Source organism: Bacillus sp. KICET-3 (assembly GCF_033261025.1).
Lineage (GTDB): Bacteria > Bacillota > Bacilli > Bacillales > Bacillaceae > Bacillus > Bacillus sonorensis.
Map to the genome: position 1 here is coordinate 3,423,566 of NZ_CP137345.1, position 13,250 is coordinate 3,436,815.

12 protein-coding genes and 1 other annotated feature are annotated in these 13,250 nt (G+C 46.4%); of the genes, 6 read left to right on the plus strand and 6 right to left on the minus strand.

From position 1 onward, the window contains the following. Positions 1 to 85 precede the first annotated feature (85 nt). Positions 86 to 1,780: a septation ring formation regulator EzrA gene (gene ezrA, locus R5H20_RS17445; RefSeq protein ID WP_006638010.1), complete on the minus strand. Its 1,695-nt coding sequence runs from the start codon at positions 1,778 to 1,780 to the stop codon at positions 86 to 88. 186 nt (positions 1,781 to 1,966) lie between these two features. Between ezrA and hisJ the strand changes: the two genes are divergently transcribed. Then, complete coding sequence (hisJ, locus tag R5H20_RS17450; protein ID WP_006638011.1) at positions 1,967 to 2,776, plus strand: histidinol-phosphatase HisJ; 810 nt, start codon at positions 1,967 to 1,969, stop codon at positions 2,774 to 2,776. Here the strand turns inward: hisJ and refZ are convergent. After that, positions 2,773 to 3,411, minus strand: coding sequence for a forespore capture DNA-binding protein RefZ (refZ, locus tag R5H20_RS17455; RefSeq protein WP_006638012.1), 639 nt, complete (start codon positions 3,409 to 3,411; stop codon positions 2,773 to 2,775). The genes hisJ and refZ overlap by 4 nt on opposite strands. Positions 3,412 to 3,537: 126 nt before the next feature. Here refZ and R5H20_RS17460 point away from each other — a divergent pair, with 126 nt between their 5' ends. Further along, complete coding sequence (locus R5H20_RS17460; RefSeq protein ID WP_006638013.1) at positions 3,538 to 4,032, plus strand: GAF domain-containing protein; 495 nt, start codon at positions 3,538 to 3,540, stop codon at positions 4,030 to 4,032. Positions 4,033 to 4,052: 20 nt separating this feature from the next. On the opposite strand, the gene R5H20_RS17465 is transcribed toward R5H20_RS17460, so the two are convergent. After that, a complete protein-coding gene (locus R5H20_RS17465; protein WP_040348250.1) occupies positions 4,053 to 5,762 on the minus strand; it encodes a sensor domain-containing diguanylate cyclase in 1,710 nt (569 codons plus the stop codon). A gap of 333 nt (positions 5,763 to 6,095) precedes the next feature. Here R5H20_RS17465 and rpsD point away from each other — a divergent pair, with 333 nt between their 5' ends. Next, complete coding sequence (rpsD, locus tag R5H20_RS17470; protein ID WP_006638015.1) at positions 6,096 to 6,698, plus strand: 30S ribosomal protein S4; 603 nt, start codon at positions 6,096 to 6,098, stop codon at positions 6,696 to 6,698. 325 nt (positions 6,699 to 7,023) lie between these two features. Here the strand turns inward: rpsD and R5H20_RS17475 are convergent, their stop codons facing one another. The 3 genes from R5H20_RS17475 to acsA form a co-directional block, all read right to left on the minus strand. Then, entirely contained in the window at positions 7,024 to 7,158 is a 135-nt protein-coding gene (locus R5H20_RS17475; RefSeq protein ID WP_006638016.1) for a hypothetical protein, read from the minus strand. A gap of 127 nt (positions 7,159 to 7,285) precedes the next feature. After that, a complete protein-coding gene (gene tyrS / locus R5H20_RS17480) occupies positions 7,286 to 8,551 on the minus strand; it encodes a tyrosine--tRNA ligase (RefSeq protein ID WP_006638017.1) in 1,266 nt (421 codons plus the stop codon). A 49-nt stretch (positions 8,552 to 8,600) separates the two neighbouring features. Next, positions 8,601 to 8,835 (minus strand) — a binding site (T-box leader). 53 nt (positions 8,836 to 8,888) lie between these two features. Then, entirely contained in the window at positions 8,889 to 10,607 is a 1,719-nt protein-coding gene (gene acsA, locus R5H20_RS17485) for an acetate--CoA ligase (protein WP_006638018.1), read from the minus strand. Between the two features lie 153 nt (positions 10,608 to 10,760). Between acsA and R5H20_RS17490 the strand changes: the two genes are divergently transcribed. Genes R5H20_RS17490 through R5H20_RS17500 form a run of 3 tightly spaced genes read left to right on the plus strand, consistent with a single transcriptional unit; the run spans position 10,761 to position 13,216 of the window. After that, the gene (locus R5H20_RS17490) at positions 10,761 to 11,393 is read left to right on the plus strand and encodes a GNAT family N-acetyltransferase (RefSeq protein ID WP_006638019.1); all 633 of its coding nucleotides are present in this window, start codon (positions 10,761 to 10,763) and stop codon (positions 11,391 to 11,393) included. 21 nt (positions 11,394 to 11,414) lie between these two features. Then, positions 11,415 to 12,059: an acetoin utilization AcuB family protein gene (locus R5H20_RS17495; protein ID WP_006638020.1), complete on the plus strand. Its 645-nt coding sequence runs from the start codon at positions 11,415 to 11,417 to the stop codon at positions 12,057 to 12,059. Then, positions 12,056 to 13,216 (plus strand): acetoin utilization protein AcuC, encoded by a 1,161-nt coding sequence (locus R5H20_RS17500; protein ID WP_006638021.1) that lies wholly within the window; start codon positions 12,056 to 12,058, stop codon positions 13,214 to 13,216. The genes R5H20_RS17495 and R5H20_RS17500 overlap by 4 nt, the downstream gene beginning before the upstream one ends. Positions 13,217 to 13,250 lie beyond the last annotated feature (34 nt).

A 13,250-nucleotide genomic window follows, 5' to 3' on the forward strand; every position in this document is an offset into this window, starting at 1 on the left:
AGCGGAGGGGTTTTTCAATAGAGACGCTGGCCGCAGCGACATATAGGACAAAAAACCGGCATCTCCTAAACGATGCCGGCTTTGTTTACTCAGGCTGTTCCTGCTGTGATTCCAGCCGTTTTACCGAACCCGGAGACGCTTTTTCCACCGCGCTGGCCGCAATGTCATACGCCTCATCATAATCATATGAATAGAACCGTTTTTCCGCTTCTTTCAACTGCTCGGAAAGCAAATGGTTCTGGCTTCTGAAACGGTTGCCGTACTGAATGATGCGTTCGATCATCAACACTTTTTCCACAAGACCATCCGTCTGTTCTTTCACATCTGTGACAAGCTTTTCCGCTTCCTGCAGACGTTCATTGACCGCATCCATGTTCAGCGGCAGCACATCAAGCTGCTCATTCACTTTTTGAACGATGGAACGCGATTGCTGAATCTGTTCTGTTAATGACTCGGGAATGCCCGGAACATTGCTTTTTTCCAGACGTCTCGCCGTATCTTTGACAGTGCGCTTCAGCTGCTCCAGAAGCTCTCTTGCCTGAAGCTCTTCCTTTCTCAACAGCTGCAGCATATCCCTGTATTCATCGTGCTCTTTTTGGGCCGCTTCAATCTGTTTTTCTATGTCCAAAAGCTCTTCCTTCAGGAGAGAATAGGCGACATGCTTCTGATCTAACCTTTCCTTCACCTGTTCAAACTGTTTATGGATGCCCTCAAGGCGCTTTTCATATGACTGCTGTTTTTCCAGTTCACCCGCCGTCAGCCTGTAGCTTTCTTTCACGAGCTCTGTTTCGGTTTTTGTCTCCAGCTTGCGTTTTTCAAGTTTTTCAAGCGTGACAGCGAGCTCAGGCATTTTGCTTAAAACGAGCTGGCCTGCTTCGACCTCTTTCTCCAGGTCGCTGTATAATGTCTGGATCGTGTCATCAATCATTTGCACGATCGCTGATGCTTCTTCCAGATTGAGGTCGGCCATCAGCGCGGCTTCGGCGCGGTTCAGTTCTTTCATCAGGTTTTCAAGCTCTTTTTCAATCTGTATATGATCAAGCTTATAGCCTTTATCGATCATTTCCTGATAGCCCGCCCTCAGTTTTGCGAGCTCGTGCGGCACCGTCTGCTTGCAGCTGGCAAGCAGCTTGGGTACATCGTCTATGTGGGATTGAAGCTCTTCAAGCAAGCGGTCCTGTGCAAGCAGCACCTTTCTTGCTTCTATGTAGTTTCCGCCTTCAGTTTCGGCTTCGAATCGTTTGATCCCTTCCCACACCGTATCTAGATCGGCTTCTATTTTCGGATAGAGGTCACCGTACAGGTGGCTGTAAGCCAACAGATTTTTGCGTACTTTTGTATACCGTTCTTTCACGTCTTCAATATCCTTGCGGTTTTGTTCTTCGCTTGAGACGAGGTCGGCGATTTCCTTTAAAATGTCTTCGATGTTGGACTCGGCCGCTGATAGAAGATTCTCAATATGGGCGAGCACCTGCTTTGATTTTTGAAAGCGGTATTTATCCGCGCAGTCCTCCGCTTCAAATAAAAGCTCTTCAACCTTCGGCATGTGTGAAGTGACGATTTCATCCCATTCTCTTCGCCATCTTTCGAAGAACTCCTCGGTCTGTCCCGTCATTTTCAAATGCTTGATTTTTGACATTTCCTCCACAATCGAACGATTCAGGATTTCGATTTTCCACGCCTCTAATCGGTCGATTTCTTTATATATATTTCTCCTGAATAAGTAGCCTGTAGCGAATAAGATTAAAAATAACGCTAATAAGCCGATGACAAACTCCATAATGAGCCCCCTTGCTGTTTATCTTGTTCTGTCAGGGTTATGATATTTAAAATATTATGTAAAACTAAATGTTTAGCTATCGTTTTCATTGTTCTTATGATACCATGTAACCAACATTTTTTGAGCAGAATTTTTAATTTTTTTACATCAAAGTGACAACATCTGACTTTTTTACGGGGTGACATCATGCTGAAACGCGATGCTCATGTTCATTCTCCTTTTTGCCCTCACGGAACAAAGGATGAATTCAGACAATATATAGAAGAATTATGCAAAAAAGGCTTTGAATCTGTTACCTTTACGGAGCATGCCCCGTTGCCGCCTTCTTTCACCGATCCGACGCCGCAGCAGGACAGCGCCATGCCGATGGCAGCATTGGAGCGCTATATGGAACGCCTTACACAGCTGAAACAAGAATACAAAAGGCAGATTGAGATTCGCATCGGACTTGAAGTCGATTACATCCGGGCCTTTGAGCGTGAAATCGAAGCGTTCCTTGATCAATACGGCCCCGGTCTTGATGACGGCATCCTGTCGGTTCATTTTTTGCCGGCCGGCTCATCGCATATCTGTCTTGATTATGATGAAGACGCATTTCAAAAACTGATCAGGCACTACGGAACGATCGAGCAAGTGTATCTGGCCTATTATCAGGAAATCTTTTCTTCTATTGTATCATCGCTGGGCGCATGGAAGCCAAAACGAATCGGTCATATCACATTGGTGAAAAAATTCGTCAAACTTTTTCCATATACGATGTCCGGCGAGGTTCGCCGGCTGGCTTCCTCCTGCCTGACGGAAGCCGCAGAGCGCGGGCTTGAGCTCGATTTTAATACATCCGGCCTCCGCAAACCTTATGCCGGTGCCATTTATTTGGAGGAATGGATGATTGAAGAAGCAAAACAAAAAAACATCCCGCTTGTTTATGGATCTGATGCCCATCAAGCTAAGGATGCCGGATTTGGTTATGAACATTATGAACGAACGATTTGCTAAACAGCGGCAATCTGTTTAGCCTTCCTGTCAAACAAGCTGGTGATCCATGTTTTGACCTCTTGATAATACGCCCGGTAAAAGTAAGGTTCGTGCGGCTGCAAATACAGCACCTCAGAAATATATTGCGGCTGCAAATAAGGCATTGTCAAAAGAGATTTCAGCTGGATCATAAAATGTGACAGGGGAAAATGCGAAAATTCCCCATCCTCTTTTCCTTTTTCAATGATCAGATGGAGAATGTACTTTTCTTTTGTTAAGTATGTCGACATGACCTCGCGAATCAGCGTCGAATCAATCGTAACCTCCCGATAGACGAACCGAGTTAATTGACGATGTTCATGCTGATACGATAGAATATCAAAAATCAATTGAAGAAGGCAGTCTTTTGCAGTTGTGTCGCGAAGGCGTTCGTACCCCTTTTCAAGGATCCGCAAATACCCTTCATAAAAACGGGATACCAAATGTTCCATTAATCCGCCTTTTCCGTTAAAGTAATAGGAGATGTGGGCCACATTGACATTAGCGGTTTTGGCAATTTCACGGACGGACGTTCCTGAAAACCCTTTTTGATTGAACAGCTCGACAGCAGATTCAATAATTCTGTCCTTTGTGGTTAAAAAAGAGTTAGATCCCATCTAGCTCACCCCTTCTTACTAAAAACAATTCCACGAAAAGCGGATGTGTCCTGTAAAAAGTGCTCGACAAATCACATCACACCAAGCGTGATTTTGCCATTTCAAAGAAAAAGCGAGGGAAATAACATGTTTCATGTCGAAAAAACAGAAGGCAGCAAAGAAAAAAAATACGAGCTTCTGCTCAAGCAAATAGATGCATTGACAGAGGGCGAGCCTGATATGATTGCGAATTTGGCAAATGCCTCCGCCCTGCTGTACCATTCACTCGAAGATGTCAACTGGGCCGGTTTTTACTTCGCGAAAGACGGCGAGCTTGTGTTAGGACCGTTTCAAGGGCTTCCTGCCTGTGTGCGCATTCCATTTGGAAAAGGCGTCTGTGGTACGGCATATGCGAATGCCAAAGTCGAACGTGTAGAGGATGTTCAGAAATTCCCCGGGCATATCGCCTGTGACGCGGCTTCGCAATCTGAAATCGTGATTCCGCTTAAAGCGGACGGTGAAGTGATCGGTGTCCTCGATATCGACAGCCCGATTAAAAACCGTTTTGATGAAGTAGATGAGCGTTATTTGAAAACATTCACCGAAAAACTTGGAGAGCGCATCAGCAAAAAGAGCCGGTAATTCCGGCTCTTTTTTTGCAGCTATAAATGGGGATCAAAAATCATCAGCTTGTTTTTTCCGTTTCGTTTTGCTTCATACAAGGCGATATCCGCATGCTTGACAAGAGATGTCAGGGATTTTGGGAAGTCCGCCGACCAGTGTGATATTCCGCAGGAAATCGTCACCTTCGGCTCCGTGTTTTCCCTGACAAGTTCAATCAGGCGGTCAGCCAGCTTTTCTCCGGCCGACATATCGATTTTCGGAACGTACACCGCCAGCTCCTCCCCGCCCCATCTTGCTCCTACATCCTGTTCGCAGATGTTCTGCTGGATCACGCGGGCAACCTGAATGAGAATGGCATCACCTGTCTGGTGTCCGTACGTATCGTTGATCTGTTTAAAATTGTCAATATCGATTAAAAGCAGCACCCCTTCCTGATCCACCTCCATGCTGTATTGAATCTTTTCATCTAGGTAGCTTCTCGAATACAGCTCTGTCAGCCGGTCCGTCTGAACCAAATGCTTTAGGCGGTCGCGCAGCATCGAATTTGTGATGGCCAGAGTGGAATGCCTGATAAGCGTCTGAAACAGCTTGAACATTTCGAATGTAAAGGAACAGGCATTTTTTTTCAGGGCGATCACAAATCCCTTGCTTTCATTGTTTTCAATCATCGGAACCCCCATTAAAGAAGCATAGCCTTCGCGGCCGAACAGAGAAGAACCGTTGCCGACAAATACGCCGCTTTCTTCGGAAAATTTCTCTTTGACATAGCGGATATACGGATCAGCCGCATCCGTTTGAAAAAAACCGGTGCTCCCCGGCAGCAAATGCTGCTCCTCTAAATGATCGTGATAAAAAAAGCCCACCTCTTCTGCTCCAAAAGAGTCGATCAGCCTTTCAGACAAGCATTTCATCATATCCGGAAGCTGCTTTGTCCGGTTTAGCTGATGTGACGTCTCGTTGATCAGCTCAAGATTGGAGATCATATTTTTCGCCTGCTCATAAAGCCGCGCATTTTCAAAAGCGATTCCTGCCGCATTCGAGATCACGCTAATATCAGCGGCGGTTTCGGCCGCATGCAGACCCGCGGCCTTCAAAATGCCGTACGTGCCTTGGCGGCCTTGAAGCGGAAAATATACGGCAGAGCCGTTTTGCAGCTTAACCTGCCCGGTCAGGTAGGCCTCCAGCGCGAAAGAATCGGCCGATTCATCATCGACATCGATTTCTTTTGCGGGCAGTTGTAGATACTGATCTTGGTCATAAGACAAGAAAAGGCAGTACGTTAAGGAAGGAAACACGGCTCTTAAGCTTTCAAGCATCGTCTTCAGCACGTGTTCCTGATCCATCAGCTCATGAAATAACGCTGTCTGTTCATAAAGCTTTCTTTGGCGGTCCATCTCACCATAAGACGCTTCAGCCTGCAAACAGTTTTTTAAAAACAGGCGGACAGACTCAGCCAGACCATCAGGTATTTTGTGATTCTTATGACACGACAGTTCAATATATTTGTTTTCTTCAATTGTCAGCACGATATAATGTTCATTGGTTTCTTTCAAGGAGCCGCTCTGTCCTTTCAAAGCGTCCGGGCCGGAGAAAGCGCGCAAAGTTAAAGATATAAATGAAAAAAATGATTCTGCCGCCGCTTTAAGCCAGGCGACCGATTCGCTGTATGAGACGCCCCGTTTTTCCGATAAAAACTGCAGCATCTCCTGTTGAAAAGACAGATATAGGTCTTTTGTTTGTTTATTCATGATTATCACCCAAAAATATCCATAAATATCTAATTTGATTTTCCTGATTATATCACAAAACCAGGACTTTATCCTTGTTGACAGCATGAAACTTTTGACGCTGTCAATCGATGGTTGACTTTGATTCTCGGACATTATATAATCATCTTTGTGTGAAATATTGCAGCCTTTTTGTTCTACATCTGTGTTTCATTTTGTTCCTTACGCAGAAGTAAGGTGTATCGTGTAACTCTTTGCTGCTGGAGCGAGGATACATGAAAACAAAATGGACATGGCTGAATTGAACAGATGGGTTTTATTTTCACAAAATAAAACCAAAGGAGGAGTCACATTATGGCTCGCTATACAGGTCCAAGCTGGAAAATATCCCGCCGTTTGGGAATCTCTTTAAGCGGTACGGGTAAAGAATTAGAAAAACGTCCTTACGCACCAGGTCCTCACGGTCCGGGACAACGCAAAAAACTATCAGAATATGGTTTGCAATTGCAAGAAAAGCAAAAGCTTCGCCATATGTACGGTGTGAACGAGCGCCAATTCCGCAATCTTTTTGACAGAGCTGCGAAAATGACTGGTAAACACGGTGAAAACTTCATGATTCTTCTTGAATCACGTCTTGACAATGTCGTTTACCGCCTTGGCCTAGCGCGCACTCGCCGCCAAGCACGCCAATTGGTAAACCACGGTCACATTCTTGTTGACGGAAGCCGCGTTGACATCCCGTCTTACCAAGTAAAACCTGGCCAAACGATCTCGCTTCGCGAAAAATCTCAAAACCTTGCGATCGTCAAAGAAGCGGTTGAAGTGAGCAACTTCGTTCCTGAATACCTGACTTTTGATGCTGAAAAGCTTGAAGGTACGTTCACTCGCCTTCCAGAGCGTTCTGAACTTCCTGCTGAGATTAACGAAGCGCTTATCGTTGAGTTCTACTCTCGTTAATGACGGCTTTGTTTTAAAAACCCTGAAATCTTTGATTTCAGGGTTTTTTGTTTGTTCCCTGCTTTGTCGTTTTTTTGTATTCTTCTTCATCAAGTGGGGAGTTCTAAGTTGACAGACGCATTCCACTTTTGAGATTTGGTTCTCGGGAAGGAATAGAATGATTGTCCATTTAACAAAAAGAGGCTCATTGAGCCCCTTTCCATTCTGTCACATATCTTCATTAAAAAGTCTTGTTTATGTTTATTATGATGCTAACCTCTCTGCAATTTTATAAGAAGCGTTATCAGTTTGAGCAGAAGTGGAACTTGCCACACCAATTGTCCATTTATTTCAACCGTTTAGTATCCTCTGCCTGATTCAACTGATTGTCCGCTCCCACATCTCGTTCTTCCTCTTCCTTCTCAACCTGCTTTTGATAATCCTCCATAAACTTCTCTCTCGCTGAAATAAACAAGTTCATTCTGAATGCCTCCCTCGCTTTGAGAATCAAAAGCTCTTTACAATTGTATTTTTGACATTTCCCGAATGAACATGCGTAAAACGTTTGAATGCAAAAAACCCTTGCCGTTTGGCAAGGGTTTGACAGCTTACTTGTAAGTCAGCAGGAAGTATTTCTTTTTCCCGCGGCGAATGACGGTAAATTGGCCTTCGATGCGGTCTTCGCGGCTGAGCACTGCGCCTACGTCAGTGCGTCGTTCACCGTTGATGTAGACTGCGCCATTTGTGATGTCTTCGCGCGCCTGGCGTTTTGATGGCGACAGCTTTGATTGGACGAGAACATCGACGAGCGGCAGCTCATCCGTTTGCTCGAGCTCCAAAGAAGGAACCCCTTTAAAGCCGACCTTGACTTCCTCGGCTGTCAATTCTTGAATATCTCCGCTGAAGAGCGCTTTTGAGATGTTGACAGCCTGCTCAAACGCTTCACGGCCATGAACAAGGACCGTTACTTCTTCGGCAAGACGTTTTTGCGCCTCGCGTTTTTCCGGAGCAGTCTCTGTTTTTTCAGCCAGTTCTTCAATTTCTTCCTTGGATAAGAACGTGAAGTATTTTAAGTATTTCACGACATCTCTGTCATCTGTGTTGATCCAGAATTGGTAGAACTCGTAAGCCGACGTTTTCTCTTTATCAAGCCAGATCGCGCCGCCTTCTGTTTTTCCGAATTTCGTGCCGTCCGCTTTTGTGACGAGCGGAATAGTCAAACCGAACGCCTTTGCGTTTTCTTCAGATTTGCGGATCAGCTCAAGGCCGGATGTAATATTGCCCCACTGGTCGCTGCCGCCGATCTGCAGCTTGCATTCCTGATTTCTGTACAAATTCAAGAAATCGAGAGACTGCAGGATCATGTAGCTGAATTCTGTGTAGGATATGCCCGTTTCAATTCTGGAGCTTACCGTATCTTTGGCAAGCATGTAGTTGATTCCGAAGTTTTTGCCGACATCCCTTAAGAAATCGATCACATTCATTTGCCCGATCCAGTCGTAGTTGTTCGCCATGATCGCCGGGTTCTCGTCTGCTTCAAAATCGAGAAAACGGGAAAGCTGGTTTTTGATTTTCTGCGACCATTCACGGACAATCTCTTCATTGTTCAGCGTCCGCTCGGCTTTTTTCCCGCTTGGATCGCCAATCAGGCCTGTCGCGCCGCCTACGAGCGCGATCGGGCGATGCCCGGCCAGCTGAAAACGGCGAAGCATTAAGATCGGCAGTAAATGTCCGATATGAAGGCTGTCAGCAGTCGGGTCAAATCCTGAGTATAGGCTGATTTTCTCCTGATCAAGGAGTTCTCTTAATCCTTCCTCATCCGTCTGCTGCTGAATCAATCCCCGGAAGGACAAATCATCAAGTAAGTGTGTCATCGTCATTGGCTCCTTTTTCAATAAAATAAAAAACGCCCCTTCGTTGAAACGAAGGGACGATGAATATCGCGGTACCACCCTGCTTAAAAGAACGCACGGGGCGCCCTTTTCACTCGTGTTGATAACGGAAATCATCCGTTCTTCTGCTAGTCAAGCCGTGCGCTTTTTCGCAAAAGCGGTTCGTGAGTGTAATTCAAACCATCCATATGTGCTGATTTTCACCGGCCATCAGCTCTCTGCGACAGGGACGGATGCGTTCTACTGGTCTCAGTCTTCACCTTTTAATTATTTGACTAAATCTTTTTTAACATAATATTTTTGTATTGTCAATGAGGTGTCAGTCCTCCATCGTCGACAGATCACCGGCCGGAAGGTTCAGCTCCCATGCTTTCAGGACGCGCCTCATGATTTTTCCGCTTCTCGTCTTTGGCAGTTTATCTTTAAATTCGATTTCTCTTGGAGCGGCATGTGCGGCCAATCCTTTCTTCACGAACTGCCTGATGTCCTCTTTTAAGGAATCCGACGGTTCATATCCCTCCCGAAGGGCGATGAATGCTTTGATAATTTCTCCCCGGACGGGATCGGGTTTGCCGATGACTCCGGCCTCGGCCACAGCCTGGTGCTCGAGAAGCTTGCTTTCCACTTCAAACGGGCCGACGCGCTCGCCCGATGTCATGATGACATCATCGATGCGTCCCTGGAACCAGAAATATCCGTCCTCATCCATATATGCAGAATCTCCGGATACATACCAATCTCCCGGCATAAAATATGAGCTGTATTTTTCGGGATTATTCCAGATCGAGCGCATCATGGACGGCCAGCCTTTTTTGATGGCGAGATTGCCCATTCTGTACGGCGGCAGCTCATTTCCCTGATTGTCGACGATCGCAGCCTCGATTCCGGGAAACGGCTTGCCCATCGAACCCGGTTTGATTTCCATGCAAGGATAGTTGCAAATCAGCTGTGCGCCTGTTTCCGTCATCCACCATGTGTCATGGATCCGGTTATGAAAGACTTTATGTCCCCATCTGATGACTTCAGGATTTAAAGGTTCCCCGACGCTCAGAACGTGTCTCAGCGAGCTCAAATTATATTTGTTTACAAGCTCGTCACCGGCCCCCATCAGCATCCGGAAGGCTGTCGGGGCGCTGTACCATACGGTGACTTCCAATCGTTCAATCGTCTCGTACCATGACTCGGGGCTGAATCTGCCGCCGATGACGACATTCGTTGCCCCGTTCAGCCACGGACCAAAGATGCCGTAGATGGTTCCGGTCACCCACCCGGGATCAGCTGTACACCAATAAATATCATCATCGCGCAGATCAAGAACCCACTTTGCCGTCTGGTAGTGCTGAAGCATCGCCCGATGGACGTGGAGAACCCCTTTTGGTGTGCCGGTAGAGCCTGATGTATAGTGAAGAAGCATCCCGTCTTCATGATCGACCCATTCAATGTCAAGATGGGTGTCCGCCTCTCCAACTTTTGAAAAGTAATCTAGAATAAGCCCTTCTTCCTTTACCCCTTCTCCAACGACCACAATCGATTTCAGATCCGGAAGCTCATTCACCGGGATGCGGTTCAGCAGTTCAGGCGTGGTGACAACCACCTTGGCCTGGCTGTTCAGCAGCCGGTCTTTCACCGCTCCCTCCATAAACGCTTCAAACAAAGGTCCGACAATGGCTCCAAGTTTGACAGCGCCGAGAATCACAAAATAAAGCTCGGGCGATCTTGGCATAAACACAAACACACGGTCTCCCTTTTTTACATCGGCATGCTGCTTCAAGACATTCCCGGCTTTATTTGTTTCATTTTTCATTTCTCTGAAGGTGTACTTTTCTTCGCGGACCGGATCTTTGTAATAAAAAGCGACTTTGTTTTTCAAGCTTGATTCAGCATGGCGGTCAATGGCTTCATAAGCCGCATTCACTTTTCCCGTTTTGTACCATGAAAAGTTTTTTTCAGCATCTTTCCAGTCAAAAGTCCGGTATGCTTCATCATAGTCATTAAGATTATAATTTCCCTTTACAGCTGGTAACGCTTTCAATTCCATGCCCATCCCCCTTTGTTCGATCGTCAAAATATATTATAGTATAGATTTTTTATTTTCTCAATTTTTAAAAAATATTATTCTTTCCTTTGAAAACGCTTAATATTTTGGTATGTTATGTATAAAAGACTTCAACTAAGATGAGGCGGTGGATACGTGGAGCATCACAAAACCTATCATGCCAAAGAATTGCACACAGGGGAAGGCACCTTGCTGGTAGAGGGCCCTATCAGCCCCGATAAGCTGGCAGACTATGAATTTCATGCCGAGCTTACAGCCTTTCGCCCATCTCAAAAACAGCATGAAGCATTAATCGAAATCGCAGGGCTTCCCGAAGGACGAATTATCATCGCTCGTTTCCATCATACCATTGTCGGCTATGTCACCTATGTTTATCCCGATCCGCTCGAAAGATGGTCTGAAGGAAACATGGAAAATTTAATTGAACTCGGCGCCATCGAGGTGATTCCAAAGTTCAGAGGCCACTCCGTCGGAAAGACGCTTTTAGAGGTCAGCATGATGGATAAACAAATGGAAAAATACATTGTCATTACGACTGAATATTACTGGCATTGGGATTTAAAGGGGACAAACAAAGATGTCTGGGAATACAGAAAGATGATGGAGAAGATGATGAATGCCGGAGGGCTTGTCTGGTTTGCCACGGATGATCCGGAAATCAGTTCTCATCCCGCCAACTGTTTAATGGCCCGAATCGGAAAGGAGGTCAGCCGGGAATCGATCGAGCGCTTTGACCGCCTCCGATTCCACAACCGCTTTATGTATTAAGGGAGCAAAGGGGATCTGAAAATGATTGTCGAAAAAATCATGAAAAGGGATGTTGTGACGCTTTCAAGAACAGATACGATCGAAGAAGCGATCAGACGAATGAGGACGTTTCACATTAAACACCTCCCCGTCGTCAATGAACGGGGGACTGTCGTCGGCGTCGTGACGGATCGGGATGTCAAAACGGCAAGCCCGAGTATATTTTCTCAAAACAGCTCGGCCGACGATTTGCAAAAACCGGTTGAGCTGATCATGTCAACAGATGTAGTAACAGGGCATCCGCTCGATTTTGCCGAGGAGATCTCAGCCGTATTTTTCGAACACGAGATCGGCTGCCTCCCGATCGTAAAAAACGGTAAGCTCGTCGGCATCGTGACCAAGTCGGATTTGCTTCATACATTTGTTCAGCTGACAGGCGCCCATTTTCCGGGTTCGCAAATCGAAATCAAAACAGATAATATCGCCAAAAGCCTCGCTGACATCAGCTTGATTTTCAGCAGGCGTCAAATCAGCATATTAAGCGTGCTCGTTTATCCAGGCGAAGAGGAAAACTCCAAAATTCTCGTGTTTCGCGTACAGACGATGAATCCCGAATCAAGCATGAAAGACGTCAAATCAAAAGGGTATCAAGTCCTTTGGCCCGCAGAACAAAGGGATTCGCTATGAAAGACTGCGTTTTTATATTTACTCCCTCATATCAAACCTATCAATTTCATCAAGATCATCCATTTAACCAGCTGAGAGTCTATGTCACATACGATCTTCTCAACACAATGAACGCGTTCGCAAAGGGAGAGATCATCGCTCCGCGGATGGCGTCGGAGTCTGAACTCAGCCTTGTTCATACAAGCGATTATATCAAGGCCGTCAAGCTGGCCGGAGCGGGAAAACTGCCGGCGGCTGACGGCGAGGGCTACGGGCTCGGTACAGAGGATACGCCCGTATTCGCCGGTATGCATGAAGCAGCTTCCCTTTTGGTGGGCGGGACATTGACGGCTGCCGACTATGTCATGACAGGCATGGCAAAACACGCCCTCAATCTCGGAGGCGGGCTTCACCACGGATTCAGAGGGAGAGCTTCAGGTTTTTGCATATATAACGACAGTTCAGTCGTTATCCGCTATTTGCAGAAAAACTATCATGCCAGAGTGTTGTACATCGATACAGACGCCCATCACGGAGACGGTGTGCAATTCACCTTTTATGATGATCCATCGGTCTGCACCGTCTCGATCCATGAAACAGGACGCTATCTCTTCCCGGGAACGGGGCAAGTTCAGGAAAGAGGGCATGGGGAAGGCTATGGATATGCCTTTAACATTCCGCTTGATGCGTTCACTGAAGATCAGTCATTCATCGATTCCTACCGCACAGCGGTAACGGAAATAGCCGAATTTTTCAAGCCCGACGTCATTTTGACGCAAAACGGAGCCGATGCTCATTTCTATGATCCGCTCACACATTTGTGTACGACGATGAGAATCTATGAAGAGATTCCAAAGCTTGCCCATGAGCTCGCCCACAAATATTGCGATGGCAGATGGATTGCCGTCGGCGGAGGCGGCTATGATATTTGGAGGGTCGTCCCCCGGGCGTGGGGGAGAATCTGGCTTGAAATGAAGGGAATTAAAGCCGAGGGCCAAATGCCTGAAAAATGGCTGAAAAGGTGGGAAAAGCAAGCATCCGTCCCCCTTTCAGCCGCTTGGGGCGATCCTGACGGCCTGTATGCCCCAATTCCGAGAAAAGCCGAAATTACAGAAAAAAATGCGCAAACTGTTGCAAAAACACTTTTTCCGATCCGCTCAGCCTCCCGTTCAACCTAGCGCGGGTTGGCATGAACAAAAGCCTTGCTTGACG

Excerpts from the sequence above, each read along its gene's own strand:
- ezrA (WP_006638010.1), bottom strand. The coding sequence starts at position 1,780 with ATGGAGTTTGTCATCGGCTTATTAGCGTTATTTTTAATCTTATTCGCT.
- hisJ (WP_006638011.1), top strand. The coding sequence starts at position 1,967 with ATGCTGAAACGCGATGCTCATGTTCATTCTCCTTTTTGCCCTCACGGA.
- refZ (WP_006638012.1), bottom strand. The coding sequence starts at position 3,411 with ATGGGATCTAACTCTTTTTTAACCACAAAGGACAGAATTATTGAATCT.
- R5H20_RS17460 (WP_006638013.1), top strand. The coding sequence starts at position 3,538 with ATGTTTCATGTCGAAAAAACAGAAGGCAGCAAAGAAAAAAAATACGAG.
- R5H20_RS17465 (WP_040348250.1), bottom strand. The coding sequence starts at position 5,762 with ATGAATAAACAAACAAAAGACCTATATCTGTCTTTTCAACAGGAGATG.
- rpsD (WP_006638015.1), top strand. The coding sequence starts at position 6,096 with ATGGCTCGCTATACAGGTCCAAGCTGGAAAATATCCCGCCGTTTGGGA.
- R5H20_RS17475 (WP_006638016.1), bottom strand. The coding sequence starts at position 7,158 with ATGAACTTGTTTATTTCAGCGAGAGAGAAGTTTATGGAGGATTATCAA.
- tyrS (WP_006638017.1), bottom strand. The coding sequence starts at position 8,551 with ATGACACACTTACTTGATGATTTGTCCTTCCGGGGATTGATTCAGCAG.
- acsA (WP_006638018.1), bottom strand. The coding sequence starts at position 10,607 with ATGGAATTGAAAGCGTTACCAGCTGTAAAGGGAAATTATAATCTTAAT.
- R5H20_RS17495 (WP_006638020.1), top strand. The coding sequence starts at position 11,415 with ATGATTGTCGAAAAAATCATGAAAAGGGATGTTGTGACGCTTTCAAGA.
- R5H20_RS17500 (WP_006638021.1), top strand. The coding sequence starts at position 12,056 with ATGAAAGACTGCGTTTTTATATTTACTCCCTCATATCAAACCTATCAA.